This window comes from Streptomyces sp. NPDC096013 (genome assembly GCF_044763565.1).
Lineage (GTDB): Bacteria > Actinomycetota > Actinomycetes > Streptomycetales > Streptomycetaceae > Streptomyces.
Map to the genome: position 1 here is coordinate 196,710 of NZ_JBIWGK010000009.1, position 17,294 is coordinate 214,003.

The following is a 17,294-nucleotide window of genomic DNA, read 5'->3' on the forward strand; positions in this document are numbered from 1 at the left end:
CGACGTCCTCTCGGGCCGCTCGCTCATGGTCCCCCCGTGCCTGGCCGTGCCACCCCGAACTCTCCGGATTCAACCAGGTCAGGCGGTCATTGCGCAGGGGTCGGTCAGTGGAGGGGGTGGGAGGAGGTCGGTGTGGGGGATGAGGTGGTGTCAGGGGACGGGGTGCGCAGGAGGCCGGGGGTCATGGCCTCGGGGGCCGTGGACCAGGATGTGAGCGCGATCGGCGGGGTCGCGTTGAGGGGGCGTATCAGGGGGGACATGACCGCCGCCCCGGCCATCACCGGCGCCGTCAACGTGTGCATGACCTGGTCGTCGCCCTGGACGGTCGCCGGAGAGGGGACTCCCGGCAGCAGGGGCGCGGAGACCGACGTCGGTGCCGTCGCCGTGTCGCCGAGCATCGACCGCTGGCTCGCGCCCTGTGCGAGCAGAGGTGCGGTCCCGCGGCGCCGCCCCGTGTCGGGAGTCACCGCACCCGCGCCCTGTGTACGCGCCGGAGTCACCCCCGCACCGCCCCGCGCCTCCGCGGCGGTGTCGCCGGGCGTGACCGTGGCCACCCCGCCCAGCGCGATCGCGGCGAGCGAGACCGCGCCGGCGGCGACGAACGCGAACCGCATGCCGCGCGAGGCGGAGCGGTCGGTGTCGTGCCGGCTGACGTCATGGATGCGGAAGCCTTCGCGGGCAGCCGGTGAGGAAGGCCTCAGGGCCGCCGCGGCGTGCGGGCCCGCGGCGACATAGCCGAACTCGAACGCGTCCAGCGGGCCGTCTCTTTTGACGCCGAAGACGCCGATGCCACCGGCGAACAGGCCACCGCCGGGCGGCTCGTCGCCGTCCGGGTCACCTCCTCCGGGGAGTCCCTGCAATCGGGCCAGGAAGCTCTCGGAGGGAGGCGGAGGGGCCATTTCCGCGAACACGTTCTTCAGTCGGCGCTGCGCGTCGGCCTCGGCCTTGCACTTCGTACAGGTGGCCAGGTGCGCCAGTACGCGCTCGCGCGACTCATGACCGAGCTCGCCGTCCACGAGGGCGGAAAGTCGGTCTCCCAGGTGCTGCTCCGCAGGCGTAGGACGTGATCCACTCACGCGGTCGCGCCCCCTCCCCCCAGCGCGGGCACACGCGCCACGAAGGAACGGCGCTCGGCCCGTGCTTCCGGCGAGCGGTGCGCGAGGGCCTTACGGAGCTGGGAGCGGCCGCGGTGGATCCGGGAACGGACCGTGCCGAGCTTGACGCCCAGGGTCGCGGCGATCTCCTCGTACGAGAGACCCTCGATGTCGCACAGGACGACCGCGGCCCGGAACTCCGGGGCGAGGGTGTCCAGGGCCTGCTGGACGTCCGCGTCGAAGTGCGCGTCGTTGAAGACCTGCTGGGGAGACGGCTCGCGGCTGGGCAGTCGCTCGGCCGCGTCCTCCCCCAGCGCGTCGAAACGGATGCGCTGCTTGCGGCGGACCATGTCCAGGAAGAGGTTGGTGGTGATGCGGTGCAGCCAGCCCTCGAAGGTGCCGGGCGTGTACGTCGACAGGGAACGGAAGACCCGGACGAAGACCTCTTGCGTCAGGTCCTCCGCGTCGTGCTGGTTCCCCGTCAGGCGGTACGCGAGCCGGTACACACGGCCGCTGTGGGTGCTGACGATCTCCTCCCAGGTGGGCGGAGTCCACGCCTGCCCGTCCGCGTCGGTGGAGAAGGTCGCGGTCTGGGCATGGTCAGCGGCGTGGCTGTGGTCAGCAGCGGTGTCGTTCACGGATTTCGGCCTGCCCGCCGATCCGAGAAAGCGCCGGAGCACTCCTCCCCGATCCACAGGTACAGCCGCACCTCCCCTGTCGGCTCTGGTGGTGTCCAGTGGAGCCCCTACCATAGCCACCTCGCCCGTTAGCTCCGGATAAGCGGTTTTACGAGAATTTGATACACGCTCATACCGACCTGCCGGTGGTGTGAGCCGACGCTCGTGATCTTGCTCGGGCCGTTGTCCCGTGTACTGATCCATCGTCATCCCCCGCTCTTCTCTCCGGCCGCGTCCCCCGGTGCTTTCCTCCCCCTTCTAAACGCCCGGTCCCATCAGCAGGTTCCCGGCACCAACGGATACAGTCACGCCCAGGCAACCACGGGGACAGGAGAGGGTCATTACCGGCAACCGGCAGACCAGCTGGGCGTTCGCCGACGCCTATGTCGCCGAGGACGAAGCACTGCGCTGGGCCCGTGACCGGGCCCGCGAGGCAGGGCTGCGCTCGGTGTCGCCCGGCACGGGCGCCGCGCTGCGGATGCTCGCCGCCACCGTGGACGCGAAGGCTGTGGCGGAGATCGGCACCGGGACCGGTGTCTCCGGGATGCATCTTCTGTACGGCATGCGGCCGGACGGGGTACTGACCACCGTCGACCCGGAACCCGACCACCAGCAGTTCGCCCGCCAGGCCTTCCGCGCCTGCGGTTTCGCCAGCAACCGGGCCCGCTTCATCCCGGGCCGCGCCCTGGACGTGCTGCCCCGGCTCGCGGACGCCGGCTACGACCTCGTGTTCTGCGACGGTGACCGGCTGGAGTTCCTGGACTATCTCGCTGAATCGTTGCGCCTGCTGCGTCCGGGTGGCCTGGTGGTCTTCGAGGGCGTCTTCGCCAACGGCCGCACCGTCGACTCGGGTCCCCAGCCCACCGAAGTCCTCCGGCTGCGCGAACTGCTGCGCGCCGTGCGCGAGAGCCCCGAGCTGTTGCCGTCCCTGCTGCCGGTGGGTGACGGCCTGCTGTGCGCCGTGAAGCGAACGGTGGACAGGCCCTAAGGCCGAGGCCCACCCCTGGGAACGCGGTCGGCGACAAGGCCGCGGAAAAGCCATGCAACCGTGGTCGGACCCGTACGGCTCCGGAGAAAGCAGCGACCCCGGCACCGTCTCGGGTGCCGGGGCAGCTGAAGGGGTATGGTCGCGTTCCGCCGCGTCAGCCGACGACCTTCTTGAGGGCGTCGCCCAGCGCGTCGGCCTCGTCAGGGGTCAGCTCGACGACGAGCCGCCCGCCGCCTTCGAGCGGAACGCGCATGACGATGCCCCGCCCCTCCTTGGTCACCTCGAGCGGGCCATCGCCCGTCCGCGGCTTCATGGCCGCCATGCTCGTTCCCCTTCCTGAAACCAGCTCATCGTCGCCGACGGCCCCATGGAGGGCACGCGCGGCCCCTAATGAGACACGCGTCACCGGCATCGAACACATTGCTTCCAAGCCATTATCCCGCATCTCAGGACCCGATGACCAACATCAGTCGGCATCGCTTGGGCAACGCGCGCGAGCAAAACCACTCAATTCGCCGATGTGACTGCGATACTTCGCCGCCGCCCGGACCTCCGCCGACCCGATCCGGGCCGGAATTCTTTGACGCAGGTCACACGTCCGGTCAGGGTCGTGGACCGTGATCTCCGCCATGCTGTCCTAGGTACCCGGGCCTACCGACCGGTAGGGCCCAGCCTCGACACCGGAGGGGACACACCATGGCCGACACCGTGCTCTACGAGGTGAGCGACGGACTCGCGACGATCACGCTGAACCGCCCCGAGGCGATGAACGCGCTGAACATCGCGACCAAAGTCGCCCTCCGGGAGGCGGTCCAGGCCGCGGCGGACGACAGTGCCGTACGGGCCGTGCTGCTGACCGCGGCCGGGGAGCGGGCGTTCTGCGTGGGCCAGGACCTCAAGGAGCACATCACGCTGCTCGCATCGGACCGGGAGGCCGGGACCGGGGCCACGATGACCACGGTCAGGGAGCACTACAACCCCATCGTGCGGGCGCTGGCCGGGATGGCGAAGCCGGTGGTCGCCGGGGTCAACGGGGTCGCCGCGGGCGCCGGTTTCGGGCTCGCCCTGGCCGCGGACTACCGGGTCGTGGCGGACACGGCGGGCTTCAACACGTCCTTCGCGGGGGTCGCCCTGACCGCGGACTCCGGCATCTCGTGGACGCTGCCCCGGGTCGTCGGACCCGGGCGTGCCTCCGACCTGTTGCTGTTCCCCCGCACGGTCAAGGCGCAGGAGGCGTACGACCTCGGGATCGCCAACCGGCTCGTCCCGGTGGGCGAGTTGCACGCCGAGGCGGAGAAAGTCGCCCGGCAGCTGGCGGACGGGCCGACGGTGGCCTACGCGGCCCTCAAGGAAGCGGTGGCCTACGGGCTGACGCACACCCTTGAGGAGACGCTCCAGAAAGAGGACGAACTTCAGTCCCGGGCGGGCGCGTCGGAGGACCACGCGATCGCCGTGCAGGCCTTCGTCAACAAGGAGAAGCCGAAGTATCTGGGCCGGTAGCGCCGTCGAGGGCCGGGGGTCCGTCGTGGCTGGTCGCGCCCGCGCGGCGGAGCCGCACAGTGAGACAGCCCCGCGCCCTACAGGGCGCTCCTGGCCACGCATGACTGCAAGTGGTCGTCGACCAGCCCGCACGCCTGCATCAGGGCGTACGCCGTCGTGGGCCCTACGAACTTCAGGCCCCGCTTCTTCAGGGCCTTCGACAGGGCTGTCGACTCGGGCGTCACCGCCGGGACGTCCCCGAGCGTTTTCGGGGCCGGGCCCGGCTTCGGGGCGTGGGACCAGATGAACTCGTCCAGCTCGCCCGGGGCCCAGTCCGCCAGTACGCGCGCGTTGGCGATCGTCGCGTCGATCTTGAGGCGGTTGCGGATGATGCCCACGTCGGCGAGGAGGCGCTCGCGGTCGGTGTCGGTGAAGGTCGCCACCTCGGCGATCTTGAAGCCCGCGAACGCCGCCCGGAAGCCCTCGCGGCGGCGCAGGATCGTGATCCAGGAGAGGCCCGACTGGAAGGCCTCCAGGCTGAGGCGTTCGTAGAGGGCGTCGTCGCCGTGGACCGGGCGGCCCCACTCCTCGTCGTGGTACGCGACGTAGTCCTCCGTGGACAGCGCCCAGGGGCAGCGCAGGGCGCCGTCCGGACCGGCCACGGCCCCGCCGTCGCTCACTGCTGGCCGCCTTCCGCCGGCTTCCGCATGGAGACGTGGGCGCTGGCCTGGGCGCCCGCGAGGGCGGACTCCAGGTCGGCGATCCGGGCGTCGCGCTCGGCAAGTTCGGCGGCGACGCGGCCCAGCGCGTCGTCGACGTCGGCCATGCGGTAGCCGCGCGCGGCGAGCGGGAAGCGGAGGGTCTCGATGTCGGCGTGGTTCACCGGCCGGTCCGGGGGCAGCGCGTCGTCGAGGCGCTCGGGCGCGGCGTCGGGCAGCGGGGCGCTGTCGCCGCCGCCGATCACCGAGAGCGTCACGGCGCCGACCACGACGGCGAGCGCGACGACCAGGAACAGGAACATGAACATCGCTGGGGTCTCCACGGGCGTCGATGTCGGACGTGCCGAAGCCGAATGTGTCAGGGTCCGATCGTGCCATGCGACGCTGACAGTTAGGGTCTCAGGCGGCTGAAGACCGGTACGGACTAGGAGAGGTCACAGGGGATGCTCAGGCTGGGCAGGCGTGAATTCGACACGCACGAGCCGGTGATCATGGCGATCGTGAACCGGACCCCGGACTCCTTCTACGACCAGGGGGCCACGTTCCGCGACGAGCCCGCCCTCGCGCGCGTGGAGCAGGCGGTGGCCGAGGGCGCCGCGATCATCGACATCGGCGGGGTGAAGGCCGGGCCCGGCGAGGAGGTCACCGCCGAGGAGGAGGCGCGGCGCACGGTCGGTTTCGTGGCCGAGGTGCGGCGGCGCTTCCCTGAGGTGATCATCAGCGTCGACACCTGGCGGCACGAGGTCGGCGAGGCGGTCTGCGAGGCCGGCGCGGATCTCCTGAACGACGCGTGGGGCGGCGTGGACCCGCGGCTCGCGGAGGTCGCCGCGCGGTACGGGGCGGGGCTGGTGTGCACGCACGCGGGGGGCGCGGAGCCCCGTACCCGGCCGCACCGGGTGGCCTACGACGACGTCATGGCCGACATCCTGCGCGTGACCCTGGGTCTCGCCGAGCGGGCCGTGGAACTCGGGGTCCCCAGGGAGTCCGTTCTGATCGACCCTGGGCATGACTTCGGGAAGAACACGCGGCACAGCCTGGAGGCGACGCGGCGGCTCGGCGAGATGGTCGGCACGGGGTGGCCCGTGCTCGTCTCGCTGTCCAACAAGGACTTCGTGGGCGAGACGCTCGACAAGCCGGTCAAGGAGCGGGTGGTCGGGACGCTCGCGACCACGGCGGTCTCGGCGTGGCTGGGGGCCCAGGTGTACCGGGTGCACGAGGTCGCGGAGACTCGGCAGGTGCTGGACATGGTGGCGTCGATCGCCGGGCATCGGCCTCCGGCGGTGGGGAGGCGGGGGCTGGCGTAGGCGTTCCTCGCCCCCGCCGCCCCGGCCCCTCCCACGAGCTGGGGGAAGCGGGCCCGGATTCAGAAAACCGGAGTCAGCGGCCGGCTTCCTTCGACACCAGCGCCACCGCCTCTTCCACGTCGTCCGTGACGTGGAACAGAAGCAGGTCCTTCTCCGACGCCTTGCCCTGGGCGATCAGCGTGTTCTTCAGCCAGTCGACGAGGCCGCCCCAGTACTCGCTCCCGAAGAGGACGATCGGGAAGCGGGTGACCTTCTGGGTCTGCACCAGGGTGAGTGCCTCGAAGAGTTCGTCGAGGGTGCCGAGGCCGCCGGGGAGGACCACGAAGCCCTGGGCGTACTTGACGAACATCATCTTGCGGACGAAGAAGTAACGGAAGTTCAGCCCGATGTCGACGTACGCGTTGAGCCCCTGTTCGAAGGGCAGCTCGATGCCGAGGCCGACGGAGATGCCCTTGGCCTCCAGGGCGCCCTTGTTGGCCGCCTCCATGGCGCCGGGGCCGCCGCCGGTGATCACGGCCCACCCGGCCTCCACGAGGCCGCGTCCGAGGCGTACGCCCGCTTCGTACTCCGGTGAGTCCGGCTTGGTGCGGGCCGAGCCGAACACGCTGATCGCGGGCGGCAGTTCGGCCAGGGTGCCGAAGCCCTCGATGAACTCCGACTGGATCCGCAGGACGCGCCACGGGTCCGTGTGGACCCAGTCCGAGGGGCCGCCCGCGTCCAGGAGACGCTGGTCGGTCGTGCTCGCGGTCACCTGGTCGCGCCGCCGGAGGACCGGTCCCAGGCGCTGCTCCTCCGGTGGCTGCTGCTTGCCCTCGGGGTTGCCTGTAGCCATGTGCGCTCCCTCCACTTGCAGGTGTTTCGTACCTCAGCGTAGGTCTACGCGGGTTACGGAGGGGGGACATACGGATGTCAGGCGGTGAGCCAGTCCCGCAGCCGTCGCTCCGTCTCGGGGATCAGGGCCGCCTCGACGCGCTCGTCGACCTTGTGGGCGAGGAGCTGGGCGCCGGGTCCGTAGTTCACCGCGGGCACGCCGAGCGCGCTGAAGCGGGCCACGTCGGTCCAGCCGAACTTGGGGCGGGCCTCGCCGCCGACGGCAGCCATGAAGGCGGCGGCGGCCGGGTGGGTCAGGCCGGGACGGGCGCCGCCGGTGTGGTCGTCCACGACGAACTCGTCCACCCCGCAGTCCGCGAAGTAGTCCCGTACGAATGCCTCCGCCTCCTCCTCGCTGCGGTCGGGCGCGTAGCGGAAGTTGACGACCAGGGTGCACGCGTCCGGGATGACGTTGGTGGCCACTCCCCCTTCGACGCGCACCGCGTTGAGGCCCTCGTGGAACTGGAGGCCGTCCACCACGGGCGTGCGCGGCTCGTACGCGGCGAGCTTGGCCAGTGCCCGGGAGGCCGCGTGGATCGCGTTGGAGCCCATCCACGCGCGCGCGGAGTGCGCTCGTTCACCCTTGAACTTCAGGAACACCCGGAGCGTGCCCTGGCAGCCGCCCTCGACCTGACCGTCCGTCGGCTCCAGGAGGACCGCGAAGTCGCCCTCCAGCCAGTCGGGGTGGGCCTCGGAGACGTGCTTGAGGCCGTTGAGGTGGGCGGCGACCTCTTCGTTGTCGTAGAAGACGAACGTCAGGTCGCGGTTGGGGGCCGGGACCGTCGCGGCGATGCGGAGCTGGACCGCCACCCCGGACTTCATGTCGCAGGTGCCGCAGCCCCACAGGACGCCGTTCTCGTCGAGGCGTGAGGGGACGTTGTCGGCGATCGGGACGGTGTCGATGTGACCGGCCAGGACGACGCGTTCGGTACGGCCGAGGTCGGTGCGGGCGACGACGTTGTTGCCGTACCGGTCGACCGTCAGGTGCGGCAGGGCGCGCAGGGCGGTCTCGATCGCGTCCGCGAGGGGCTTCTCGCTGCCGCTCTCCGAGGGGAAGTCGACGAGCTGCGCGGTGAGCCGTGCGGCGTCCAGCGTGAGGTCAAGTGCGGTGTCGGCCATGGCGTCGACCCTAACGCGATCGGCCTGCGCACAAGTTGTCCACACCCGGCGCAGCGGTAACAGGAGCCTCCAGTACCTTGTGGGGATGCTGCAGTCCCCCACCCCCAAGAAGCGTCGACGCGGCCGTCTCCTCCGGCTCTCCTCGGCGTTCGTGGTGCTGCTCGCGGTCGCGGGCTATCTGCTCGTCCAGTACGTCACCGGCGGCCGGGGCGGGCCCGGCTGCAAGGTGGTCTCCGGCAAGGACGACGGCCAGGCGTACGAGTTCTCGCAGGAGCAGACGATGAACGCGGCGACGATCGCCGCCGTCGGCACCGGCCGCGGGATGCCCGAGCGGGCGGTGACGATCGCGCTCGCGACGGCTCTCCAGGAGTCGCAGCTCGTCAACATCGAGCACGGCGACCTGGATTCGCTCGGCCTGTTCCAGCAGCGGCCCTCCCAGGGCTGGGGCACGAAGAAGGAGATCCTGGACCCGACGTACGCGGCGGGCGTCTTCTACGAGCACCTGGCCAAGGTGAACGACTACCAGCAGCTCCCCCTCACCGTCGCCGCCCAGCGCGTGCAGCGCAGCGGCTACCCGGAGGCGTACGCCAAGCACGAGCCCGAGGCCACGCTGCTGTCCGCCGCGCTCACCGGTCAGGCGGCCGCCACGCTGACCTGCCAGGGCCTGCCGGACAGCACCCGGGCGAACACCGGCCCGGACGCCGTGCGGGCCGCGCTGGTACGGGACTTCGGGCGCACGGTGCTCAAGGAGACCGGCGCCGAGGTGACCGGGGACGGCTCGGCGGCGAAGGCCGAGTCCACGCCGTCCCCTGGCGCGAGCGCCGGCGGCGGGAGCAGCACCGTGACGCTGCCCGTGCGGTCCGGCAGCACGCGGACCGGGTGGCAGCTCGCGCACTGGGCGGTCGCCAACTCCTCGGTGCTGCACATCGAGCGCGTGTCGTACGCGGGCCGCGAGTGGGCCGCCGGCAGCGCGGACGACCCGTGGCACTCGACCGCCACGAAGGCCTCCGGCGGGGTGCGGATAGTGACCGAGCGGCAGACCGGGCGGAAGTAGCCGCGCGGCGATGACCGGGCAGTCGTACGGGTCCTCACCCGTAGGGGTTATGCGCGGTCGATCCGGGGCCGGGTGTGCTCAGGTTTTCGTGCGGTCACCCTGGCGTGCGCCGAAGCCCTTGGAAACAAAGGGCTGTGAGCAGATGACGGGCTTTCACACCGGGCGCTCTTTGTCCGTTTTTATCCGTAGCTGATAATGCGACGCATTGCCAACTCTTTACGTTGCCGCTCCGCAACCTTCGCGGGCTTCGAGCGGTAGTCACTGCGTCCGAGCCCGGAGATCAACACAAGGAGCATCATGTCCCTCCCCCTGACCCGCCGGATCGCCCGTGCCGCGCTGCTCGTCGCAGCGGGAGCGGCAGCCGGGGTCGGTGTGGCCGGCTCCGCCAGTGCGGCCCCCTCCCTGCCGGCCACCCCGAACCTGAGCGGGCTCACCGCTCTGGACGGGGCGAGCGTCGGCAACGCGGTCGACGGCGCGAGCCAGAACGTCACGGGGGTCGCCGGCAAGTCCGGTGGCCAGACGCTGGAGAAGGCGGTGCCGGCCGCGGGGAAGACCGGCGGGAAGGTTGCCAAGACCGTGGCGCCGGCTGCGCAGCACGTCGCCGGGGACACGGCCGGGCAGGCCGGGGGTCTGCTCGGTGAGACGGCCAAGACGGCGACCGCGGGTGGCGGGTTGCCGACCGACGCGGTGACCAAGGGTGGACTGCCCACCGCGCAGGAGCTGCCGCTGAAGGGGCTGCCGCTCGGCTAGTCCGGCCGCGTCGAGGGGGTCCAGGGAATTCCCCGGACCCCCTTTTTCGGTTCCACCTCAGCTCAGCCTGTTGACAGCCGCCCTGACTCGCTCATCCGTAGCCGTCAGGGCCACCCTGACGAAGTTCTCCCCGGCCTCTCCGTAGAAGTCGCCAGGGGCCACGAGGATGCCCAGGTCGGCCAGGTGGGCGACCGTCTTCCAGCAGGACTCGTCCCTCGTCGCCCAGAGGTACAGGCTCGCCTCGCTGTGCTCGATGCGGAAGCCGTGCTTGACGAGGGCCTCGCGGAGGGCGGTGCGGCGGGTCAGATAGCGCTCGCGCTGTTCCCGGACGTGGGAGTCGTCGCCGAGGGCCGCCACCACGGCCGCCTGGGTGGGGGCCGAGGTCATCATGCCGCCGTGCTTGCGGATCTCCAGGAGCGGGGCGAGGACCGCGGGGTCACCGGCGAGGAAGGCCGCGCGGTAACCGGCGAGGTTCGAGCGCTTGGAGAGCGAGTGGACGGCGACGATCCCGTCGTAGGAACCGCCGTTGACGTCCGGGTGGAGGACCGAGACCGGGTCGGCCTCCCAGCCCAGTTCGAGGTAGCACTCGTCGGAGAAGATCAGGATGCCGTGCTCGCGGGCCCAGGCGACGATCCGGGTCAGCTCCTCCTTGGGGAGGACCTTGCCGGTCGGGTTCGACGGGGAGTTCAGCCAGAGGAGCTTCAGGCCCTCGGGATCGAGGATCGTGGGGTCGTCGTAGGTCTCGTACTCGGCGCGGGCCAGCCGGGCGCCGACCTCGTACGTCGGGTACGCGAGGCGCGGGTAGGCCACGCGGTCGCCGGGGCCCAGGCCCAGCTGGGTCGGGAGCCAGGCGACGAGTTCCTTGGAGCCGACGATCGGGAGGACGTGGCGGTGGGTCACCTCGCGGGCGCCGAGGCGGCGCTCCACCCAGCCCGTGATCGCGTCACGCAGTGCCGGTGTGCCCCAGACCGTCGGATAGCCGGGCGAGTCGGCCGCGGCGATCAGCGCTTTCTGGATCAGCTCGGGAACCGGGTCCACCGGGGTGCCGACCGACAGGTCGACGATGCCGTCCGGGTGCGCTGCGGCCGTATTCTTGTACGGCTCCAGCTTGTCCCAGGGGAAGGTGGGCAGGCGGTCGGTGACTGCGGACACGATCTCTGACTCGCTTTCTGGTGCGTGCGCCCCGCACGTGCGCGCCGCACAGCCGTCGCCGGACCGCGGTACGGCAAACGCCTCGGCCCCGTAGGGCGCTGATCGGACGTGATCAGGCCGTACGGGACCGAGGCGGCGCGCGTCTGTGCGGGCCGCTTCTACTGGTTCTGCGGCGGCAGCGCGGCGACGAAGGGGTGGTCGCGCTCGATCAGTCCCAGCTTGCTGGCGCCGCCGGGGGAGCCGAGCTCGTCGAAGAACTCGACGTTCGCCTTGTAGTAGTCCTTCCACTCCTCGGGAGTGTCGTCCTCGTAGAAGATCGCCTCGACCGGGCAGACCGGCTCACAGGCTCCACAGTCGACGCATTCGTCCGGGTGGATGTACAAGGACCGTGAGCCCTCGTAGATGCAGTCGACCGGGCACTCCTCGATGCACGCCTTGTCCTTGACGTCGACACAAGGCTGCGCGATGACGTAGGTCACGCTGTCGTTCCTCCTCGATAGGGCGCTGGCGGGCCTCCGTAGGCTCCGCCGCCAGGCGCGCTGGAGCGCGGCGTCGTCCATGCCCGCACCTAGTATCTCCGTTCCGGGGCGTGATCCATACAGGAGGGGTGAACTGACCTGTGGAAATCTCTGCGGCCGGACGTCTTGAGGTCCGTATCACTGCTGCTGACGTGGGCAAACGGGTGTCCGTCAGGTGCTTGACAGCCGCTGAAGACACGACGGAGAAGTTCACCGACACGGTGGGTGTTCTCACATCATGGGACAGCGGTGTGGTGACGATCACACGTAAGGGGGGTGAGTCCGTCCGCATTCCGGAATCCACGCTGGTGGCGGGCAAGGTCGTCCCGGCGGCCCCGGCGCGCCGCCGGGGACCCTCCGCGTCCTACGCCGAACTCGCCCATGTCTCCTCGCGCGCGTGGCGCCCGGTGGAGAGTGAACGGCTCGGCGAGTGGGAGCTGCGCGCCGCCGCCGGCTTCACCCGGCGCGCCAACTCCGCCCTCCCGCTCGGTGATCCCGGCATGCCCCTCGACGAGGCCCTGACCGCCGTACGACGGTGGTACGCCGAACGGGGGCTGCCCGCGTACGTCCAGACCGCGACGGGGGCGGAAGGCACGCAGGAGCTGCTCTGCGCCGAGCTCGAACGGCGTGGCTGGACGCGTGAGGTCACCGCCGAGCTGTGGACCGGGGCGCTGGCCCCCGTCGCCGACCGCGCCGACGCCTCCGGGGTCGTCCTGTCCCGGACCGCCGACGAGGCGTGGCTCGCCCGGTACCAGCGCAAGGGCGTCGGCGAGGTGGCCCTGAAGGTGCTGGGCAGCGGGCCCTCGGTGTGGTTCGCGACCGTGCCCGGCGAGGGTGACGCACCCGCGGCCATCGGGCGGTGTGTCGTCGACGGCCGGTGGGCCGGCTTCGCCGCCGTCGAGGTCGATCCGGCGCTACGGCGGCGGGGGCTCGCCTCGGTCGTCATGGCCGCGCTGGCCTCGCGGGCGCTGGAGGAGGGGGCTTCGGCGGCGTGGTTGCAGGTCGAGGTGGAGAACGCGGGGGCGCGGGCGCTGTACTCCGGGATGGGGTTCTCCGCGCATCACGCCTACCACCACTACCGCGAGGGCTCGTCGTGAACGGGTTCGGCTTCGAGTTCGCCGCGTCGTCGCCCCGCCCTCCTTCGGCTGAACGGGCTGCTGAGGTACGGCGGCTGTTCGCCGAGGAGGCCCGGTCCGAGCGGCCCGATCTCGCGACGCTGTGTCTGTTGGTGGGGGCCGCGGCGGACGGGGGGCTGGACGACGCGGGCATCGACTCGGCGCAGGTGGAGCTGGACCGGCTCGCCGGGCAGGTGCCGTTCCGGCCGGGGGCACCCTCGGCCTGGGCGGACGCGGTGCGTCAGCTGCTGGGCGTGCGCTTCGAGTTCCGGGGCTCGCCGGGCGACTATCAGCGGCTGGAGTCGTCGCTGCTGCACGCGGTGCTGCGGCGGCGGCGCGGGTTGCCGATCCTGTTGTCCGTGGTGTGGATGGAGGTGGCGCGGCGGGCGGGAGCGCCGGTGTACGGGGTCGGGTTGCCCGGGCATTTCGTGGTGGGGTTCGGGGCGGGGGACGAACGGGTGCTGGCCGATCCGTTCGACGGAGGGCGGGTGTTGTCGGGGGGCGATGCGGAGTCGCTGGTGGGGGCTCCGCTGCGGCGCTCCATGCTGGAGCCCGCCGATCCCCTCGATGTGGTCGTGCGGGTACTCAACAACATCCGGGCGTGGGCGGCGGCCCGGCCCGAGCAGTCTCACGTCGCCCTGTGGGCCGTGGAGTTGGCGTTGCTGTTGCCTTCGCATCCGGCGCGGCTGCGCTACGAGCGGGCTCAACTGCTGGTCCAGCGCGGGGATTTCCTCACCGGGGCGGCCGAGCTGGACGCCTACGCCGAGCTGGTGGCCGCCGTGGACGAACCTGCGGCGGACCGGGTGCGGGGGCAGGCTTCTTCGGCTCGGGCAATGCTGAACTGACCTTCGCCCGTTCGCCGTTGGGGCTTTGGTTGTTTTGCGTCCGCGGGCGCGTTGTGGCTGGTCGCGCAGTTCCCCGCGCCCCTTGAGGGGGATGCCGCTGGGCTGTGTTTTACAGCCAGCCTTTTTCCCTTGCGATCCTTACCGCCTCTGCCCTGTTCCGTACCGCCAGCTTCTGGATCGCAGTCGACAGGTAGTTGCGGACCGTGCCCTGGGACAGATGGAGGGCCTTCGCCAGCTCCGCATTCGTGGAACCGTCCGCCGCCGCGCGCAGCACCTCCCGCTCGCGGTCGGTCAACGGGTTGGCGCCCTCCGCCAGCGCCGCCGCGGCCAAGGTGGGATCGATGACCCGCTCCCCCGCGAGCACCTTCCGTACCGCTGCCGCCAGTTGGGCCGCCGGGGCGTCCTTCACCAGGAAGGCGTCCGCTCCCGCCTCCATCGCGCTGCGGAGGTAGCCGGGGCGGCCGAAGGTCGTCAGGACGACGAGCTTCACCCCGGGGAGGGCCTTGTGGACCTGGGCCGCCGCCTCGATGCCGGTGCAGCCGGGCATTTCGATGTCGAGGAGGGCGACGTCCACGGTGTGCTGCCGTGCCGCTGCCAACACCTCGTCGCCGCGGGCGACTTGGGCGACGACCTCGATGTCGTCCTCCAGGCCGAGCAGGGCGGCCAGTGCCTCGCGGACCATCGACTGGTCCTCGGCGAGGAGGACCTTGATCGTACGGCTCATGCGGGCGATCCTACGTCCGTCGCGCCGAGCGGTACGCCCGCGGGCACCCGTGCCACCAGCCGGAAGCCGTGTTTGAGACGGGTCGCCTCCAGGCTGCCGCCGGCCTTCTCCAGGCGCTCGGTGAGGCCGGTGAGTCCGTTGCCGGGCCCCTTGCCGGAGCCGCCCGAGCCGTTGTCCTCGACGGAGAGTTCCAGCATCGGGCCGTCCAGGGTCTGGCGGCGGACCAGTTCGACCACGCAGCGCTGGGCGCCGCTGTGCCGTACGACGTTGGTGATCGCCTCGCGCAAAGCCCAGGCGAGGGCCGATTCGCTCTCCTCGGGCACCGTCGTCAGGTCGGGTTCGGCGGGGAGGTCCGCGACGACTCCCGCCGCCGTCAACGCGACCTGCGCTCCGGCCAGTTCGCCGGCCAGGCGGGGGCGGCGGTAGCCGGTGACGGCCTCGCGGACGTCCACCAGGGCCTGGCGGCTGACCTGTTCGATGTCGGCGACCTGCTGGGCCGCCTTGTCGGGGTGGTCGGGGAGCATCCGGCCGGCCAGTTCGCTCTTCAGGGTGATCAGGGAGAGGGAGTGGCCCAGCAGGTCGTGCAGGTCACGGGCCAGGCGCAACCGCTCCTCGTTCGCCGCGAGTTGGGCCACCGTGGCGCGTGCCTTGCGCAACTCGATCGTCGTGCGCACCAGTTCCCGTACGCCGGTCATCGAGAAGCCGATCAGCAGCACCAGCAGGACCAGGCCCCAGGCGTCGTCCTCGCCGCCGTGCAGACCGACCAGGAGCATCGTGACCGTGGTCGCCGGGATCGTGACGTACGCGGCCCGCATCGGGAGCGTGACACCGCAGGCGACGGAGACGTAGACGAAGAGGCCGAGCCAGTTCGGGCCGAGGGTGAGGGAGAGGGCGACGGCCAGTGCCCCGAGTCCTGCCACCAGGACACCGACCACCGGGCCGGAGAACGCCCGGCCCATGTTCCGGAAGACCAGGGCCAGGTACGTGCCGACGAAGGCGCCGAAGCCGATCCAGCCGAACACCGTGGCCGTGGAGCCGTGGTGGCCGGAGAGGAGGTCGTCGATCGGGGAGCTGAAGAAGACCAGCCAGGGCAGGATCCACACCAGCTTGCGCACGGCCTCCCCCAGGTTCCGCGGGGGCTCCCCCAGGCGCATCGCCCGGTGCACCTCGGCCCCGTCCGGGCCGTCGTCCGTCATCGCGCTCACGCCTTCAGCGTGTCCTTCCGGTACAGCCAGGCCGCCCCGCCCGCGAAGAGGGCGAAGTAGACGAGGAGGAGGGTGATGTCCTTGGCGTGGGGCGACCGGCTCTGCTCGATCGCCTGCCCCAGCGCAGCGTACGCGTGCGTGGGCAGCCACTTGGCGATGGACTGCAACCAGTCGGGGAACGTCGTGGCGGGCATCCACAGGCCGCCCAGCATCGACAGACCGAAGTAGGTGATCATCGTGATCGGCCGGACCGCGTCACCGCTCGCCATGTACCCGATGGCCACCCCGAGCGCGGCGAAGACCAGGCTGCCGGCCCAGATCGCGCCGGTGAGCGCGAGCCACTGCCAGGCGTCCAGCCGTACGTCCTTCACGGTCGCGGCGACGATGAACACGACGACGATGGAGGGCAGGCTGACCACGGCGGCGCTGGCCGTCTTCGCGATCACATAGCCGCGCCCGGGCAGCGGGGTGAGCCTCAACTGCCGTACCCAGCCGCTCTCCCGCTCCTTCGCGATGCGCTCGCTGTTGCCCATCAGGACGGCGGTCAGGGCGCCGAAGGAGGCCATCGAGACCATCATGTAGGTGGCGACCGTCAGACCCGTGCCGTCGATCTTCTCCGTGCTGCCCGCGCTGCCCGCGATCAGCAGGAACAGGGCCGAGGGGTAGATCACCGAGAAGAAGAGGAACTTGCGGTTCCGCAGGGCGCGGGTGAGTTCCAGTCTGATCAGGCTGTTCATGACTGCTTGGCCTCCTCGGCGGCGGTGATGGCGACGAAGGCCTGCTCCAGGCCGAGCCCGGCGACTTCGAGGTTGCGGGGGTAGAGGCCCAGGCCGTAGAGCGCGTGGACGGTCGCGTCCGCGTCGGTGGACTGGATGCGGATCGTGGAGCCGCTTATGTCGATGCCGGTGAGGAACGGGAGGGACCGCAGCGGGGCCTCGTCGATCTCGCCCTCCAGGTCGAAGGCGACCTTGCGCGCGCCCGCCTTCGCCTTGATCTCGGCGGCAGTGCCGTCCGCGAGGAGCCGGCCGCGGTGCAGGACCAGCACGCGGTCCGCGATCGCGTCGGCCTCTTCGAGGTAGTGGGTGGCGAAGAGGACCGTACGGCCCTGGTCGGCCTGTTCGCGCATGGTGGCCCAGAAGGCCTGGCGGGCGGTGACGTCCATGCCGGTGGTCGGCTCGTCGAGGACGATCAGGTCGCTGTCGCCCGCCGTCGCGAGGGCGAAGCGGACCCGCTGGGCCTGGCCGCCGGAGAGCTTGTTGACCTTGCGGTCGGCGATCTGCGCGATGCCCGCACGGGCGATCACATCGCCGACCCTGTACGGCTTCGGGTGCAAGTCGCAGGCCAGCCTGACCAGTTCACCGACGGTGACCTCGTCCATCAGCCCGCCGCTCTGCAGCATCGCGCCCACCCGCCCGGCGACGATGGCCTCCCGCGGGCTGGTCCCGAAGACCTCGACCTTGCCGGTGTCGGCCTGCTTGAGGCCGAGCAGCAGATCCAGGGTGGTCGACTTCCCGGCCCCGTTCGGGCCGAGCAGGGCCACCGTCTCCCCCGGGTGCAGCACGAGCGACAGCCCGTCGACGGCCCGGACCTTGCCGTAGCTCTTGCTCACCTGATCGAACCCGACCACCGCTGTGGTCGCGGCCCCCGCTGTTGTCGTCATGCCACCCATCGTGTCGTCCAG

Annotated in this window: 20 protein-coding genes; 7 read left to right on the forward strand and 13 right to left on the reverse strand. The window is 71.1% G+C overall.

The features are described 5' to 3' along the window. Positions 1-104 precede the first annotated feature (104 nt). The gene (locus ACIRB1_RS28685; RefSeq protein WP_403467480.1) at positions 105-1,076 is read right to left on the reverse strand and encodes an anti-sigma factor family protein; all 972 of its coding nucleotides are present in this window, start codon (positions 1,074-1,076) and stop codon (positions 105-107) included. Beyond that, positions 1,073-1,774 carry an RNA polymerase sigma factor SigE gene (gene sigE, locus ACIRB1_RS28690; protein ID WP_019072074.1) on the reverse strand — a complete coding sequence of 234 codons (702 nt, stop codon included), beginning with the start codon at positions 1,772-1,774 and terminating at the stop codon, positions 1,073-1,075. Before sigE ends, ACIRB1_RS28685 begins: the two co-directional genes overlap by 4 nt. A gap of 271 nt (positions 1,775-2,045) precedes the next feature. Between sigE and ACIRB1_RS28695 the strand changes: the two genes are divergently transcribed. Next, complete coding sequence (locus tag ACIRB1_RS28695) at positions 2,046-2,759, forward strand: O-methyltransferase (protein ID WP_352180949.1); 714 nt, start codon at positions 2,046-2,048, stop codon at positions 2,757-2,759. Positions 2,760-2,913: 154 nt separating this feature from the next. On the opposite strand, the gene ACIRB1_RS28700 is transcribed toward ACIRB1_RS28695, so the two are convergent. Then, positions 2,914-3,081 carry a DUF3117 domain-containing protein gene (locus ACIRB1_RS28700; protein ID WP_003966491.1) on the reverse strand — a complete coding sequence of 56 codons (168 nt, stop codon included), beginning with the start codon at positions 3,079-3,081 and terminating at the stop codon, positions 2,914-2,916. 374 nt (positions 3,082-3,455) lie between these two features. On the opposite strand from ACIRB1_RS28700, the gene ACIRB1_RS28705 reads away from it, so the two are divergent. Next, positions 3,456-4,259 (forward strand): enoyl-CoA hydratase-related protein, encoded by an 804-nt coding sequence (locus ACIRB1_RS28705; protein WP_352180758.1) that lies wholly within the window; start codon positions 3,456-3,458, stop codon positions 4,257-4,259. Between the two features lie 77 nt (positions 4,260-4,336). Here ACIRB1_RS28705 and ACIRB1_RS28710 read toward each other — a convergent pair whose 3' ends face one another. Together ACIRB1_RS28710 and ACIRB1_RS28715 are read right to left on the reverse strand one after the other, a co-directional pair. Next, complete coding sequence (locus ACIRB1_RS28710) at positions 4,337-4,918, reverse strand: DNA-3-methyladenine glycosylase I (protein ID WP_403467481.1); 582 nt, start codon at positions 4,916-4,918, stop codon at positions 4,337-4,339. Then, complete coding sequence (locus ACIRB1_RS28715) at positions 4,915-5,265, reverse strand: DivIVA domain-containing protein (protein WP_352180760.1); 351 nt, start codon at positions 5,263-5,265, stop codon at positions 4,915-4,917. The genes ACIRB1_RS28710 and ACIRB1_RS28715 overlap by 4 nt, the downstream gene beginning before the upstream one ends. A 135-nt stretch (positions 5,266-5,400) precedes the next feature. On the opposite strand from ACIRB1_RS28715, the gene folP reads away from it, so the two are divergent. Continuing rightward, a complete protein-coding gene (folP, locus tag ACIRB1_RS28720; RefSeq protein ID WP_403467482.1) occupies positions 5,401-6,261 on the forward strand; it encodes a dihydropteroate synthase in 861 nt (286 codons plus the stop codon). Between the two features lie 73 nt (positions 6,262-6,334). Here the strand turns inward: folP and ACIRB1_RS28725 are convergent, their stop codons facing one another. After that, the gene (locus ACIRB1_RS28725; RefSeq protein ID WP_352180762.1) at positions 6,335-7,093 is read right to left on the reverse strand and encodes a TIGR00730 family Rossman fold protein; all 759 of its coding nucleotides are present in this window, start codon (positions 7,091-7,093) and stop codon (positions 6,335-6,337) included. A gap of 77 nt (positions 7,094-7,170) precedes the next feature. Then, positions 7,171-8,250 carry a succinyl-diaminopimelate desuccinylase gene (dapE, locus tag ACIRB1_RS28730; protein ID WP_403467483.1) on the reverse strand — a complete coding sequence of 360 codons (1,080 nt, stop codon included), beginning with the start codon at positions 8,248-8,250 and terminating at the stop codon, positions 7,171-7,173. 85 nt (positions 8,251-8,335) lie between these two features. On the opposite strand from dapE, the gene ACIRB1_RS28735 reads away from it, so the two are divergent. Both ACIRB1_RS28735 and ACIRB1_RS28740 read left to right on the forward strand, forming a co-directional pair. Then, on the forward strand, positions 8,336-9,304 hold the full coding sequence (locus ACIRB1_RS28735; protein ID WP_403467484.1) for a heavy metal transporter: 969 nt from the start codon (positions 8,336-8,338) through the stop codon (positions 9,302-9,304). A gap of 297 nt (positions 9,305-9,601) precedes the next feature. Continuing rightward, positions 9,602-10,054: an ATP-binding protein gene (locus ACIRB1_RS28740; RefSeq protein WP_266772198.1), complete on the forward strand. Its 453-nt coding sequence runs from the start codon at positions 9,602-9,604 to the stop codon at positions 10,052-10,054. A 57-nt stretch (positions 10,055-10,111) separates the two neighbouring features. Here ACIRB1_RS28740 and ACIRB1_RS28745 read toward each other — a convergent pair whose 3' ends face one another. Next, positions 10,112-11,206 (reverse strand): bifunctional succinyldiaminopimelate transaminase/glutamate-prephenate aminotransferase, encoded by a 1,095-nt coding sequence (locus ACIRB1_RS28745; RefSeq protein ID WP_403467485.1) that lies wholly within the window; start codon positions 11,204-11,206, stop codon positions 10,112-10,114. 158 nt (positions 11,207-11,364) lie between these two features. Next, a complete protein-coding gene (fdxA, locus tag ACIRB1_RS28750) occupies positions 11,365-11,685 on the reverse strand; it encodes a ferredoxin (RefSeq protein ID WP_019058397.1) in 321 nt (106 codons plus the stop codon). Positions 11,686-11,825: 140 nt separating this feature from the next. Here fdxA and ACIRB1_RS28755 point away from each other — a divergent pair, with 140 nt between their 5' ends. Continuing rightward, a complete protein-coding gene (locus ACIRB1_RS28755) occupies positions 11,826-12,821 on the forward strand; it encodes a GNAT family N-acetyltransferase (RefSeq protein WP_403467486.1) in 996 nt (331 codons plus the stop codon). Then, entirely contained in the window at positions 12,818-13,684 is an 867-nt protein-coding gene (locus ACIRB1_RS28760) for a tetratricopeptide repeat protein (protein ID WP_403467487.1), read from the forward strand. Before ACIRB1_RS28755 ends, ACIRB1_RS28760 begins: the two co-directional genes overlap by 4 nt. 109 nt (positions 13,685-13,793) lie before the next feature. Here ACIRB1_RS28760 and ACIRB1_RS28765 read toward each other — a convergent pair whose 3' ends face one another. The 4 genes from ACIRB1_RS28765 to ACIRB1_RS28780 are packed head-to-tail and all read right to left on the reverse strand — an operon-like array spanning position 13,794 to position 17,273. Then, complete coding sequence (locus tag ACIRB1_RS28765) at positions 13,794-14,408, reverse strand: response regulator transcription factor (protein ID WP_352180768.1); 615 nt, start codon at positions 14,406-14,408, stop codon at positions 13,794-13,796. Next, a complete protein-coding gene (locus tag ACIRB1_RS28770) occupies positions 14,405-15,604 on the reverse strand; it encodes a histidine kinase (RefSeq protein WP_352180950.1) in 1,200 nt (399 codons plus the stop codon). The genes ACIRB1_RS28765 and ACIRB1_RS28770 overlap by 4 nt, the downstream gene beginning before the upstream one ends. Positions 15,605-15,609: 5 nt before the next feature. After that, entirely contained in the window at positions 15,610-16,350 is a 741-nt protein-coding gene (locus tag ACIRB1_RS28775) for an ABC transporter permease (protein WP_352180769.1), read from the reverse strand. Then, positions 16,347-17,273 (reverse strand): ABC transporter ATP-binding protein, encoded by a 927-nt coding sequence (locus ACIRB1_RS28780; protein ID WP_352180770.1) that lies wholly within the window; start codon positions 17,271-17,273, stop codon positions 16,347-16,349. The genes ACIRB1_RS28775 and ACIRB1_RS28780 overlap by 4 nt, the downstream gene beginning before the upstream one ends. Positions 17,274-17,294 lie beyond the last annotated feature (21 nt).

Bases quoted from the DNA above. Each gene is read 5' to 3' on its own strand.
- ACIRB1_RS28700 (WP_003966491.1), bottom strand. From the start codon at position 3,081: ATGGCGGCCATGAAGCCGCGGACGGGCGATGGCCCGCTCGAGGTGACC.
- ACIRB1_RS28705 (WP_352180758.1), top strand. From the start codon at position 3,456: ATGGCCGACACCGTGCTCTACGAGGTGAGCGACGGACTCGCGACGATC.
- ACIRB1_RS28715 (WP_352180760.1), bottom strand. From the start codon at position 5,265: ATGTTCATGTTCCTGTTCCTGGTCGTCGCGCTCGCCGTCGTGGTCGGC.
- folP (WP_403467482.1), top strand. From the start codon at position 5,401: ATGCTCAGGCTGGGCAGGCGTGAATTCGACACGCACGAGCCGGTGATC.
- ACIRB1_RS28725 (WP_352180762.1), bottom strand. From the start codon at position 7,093: ATGGCTACAGGCAACCCCGAGGGCAAGCAGCAGCCACCGGAGGAGCAG.
- dapE (WP_403467483.1), bottom strand. From the start codon at position 8,250: ATGGCCGACACCGCACTTGACCTCACGCTGGACGCCGCACGGCTCACC.
- ACIRB1_RS28735 (WP_403467484.1), top strand. From the start codon at position 8,336: ATGCTGCAGTCCCCCACCCCCAAGAAGCGTCGACGCGGCCGTCTCCTC.
- ACIRB1_RS28740 (WP_266772198.1), top strand. From the start codon at position 9,602: ATGTCCCTCCCCCTGACCCGCCGGATCGCCCGTGCCGCGCTGCTCGTC.
- ACIRB1_RS28765 (WP_352180768.1), bottom strand. From the start codon at position 14,408: ATGAGCCGTACGATCAAGGTCCTCCTCGCCGAGGACCAGTCGATGGTC.
- ACIRB1_RS28770 (WP_352180950.1), bottom strand. From the start codon at position 15,604: ATGACGGACGACGGCCCGGACGGGGCCGAGGTGCACCGGGCGATGCGC.
- ACIRB1_RS28775 (WP_352180769.1), bottom strand. From the start codon at position 16,350: ATGAACAGCCTGATCAGACTGGAACTCACCCGCGCCCTGCGGAACCGC.
- ACIRB1_RS28780 (WP_352180770.1), bottom strand. From the start codon at position 17,273: ATGACGACAACAGCGGGGGCCGCGACCACAGCGGTGGTCGGGTTCGAT.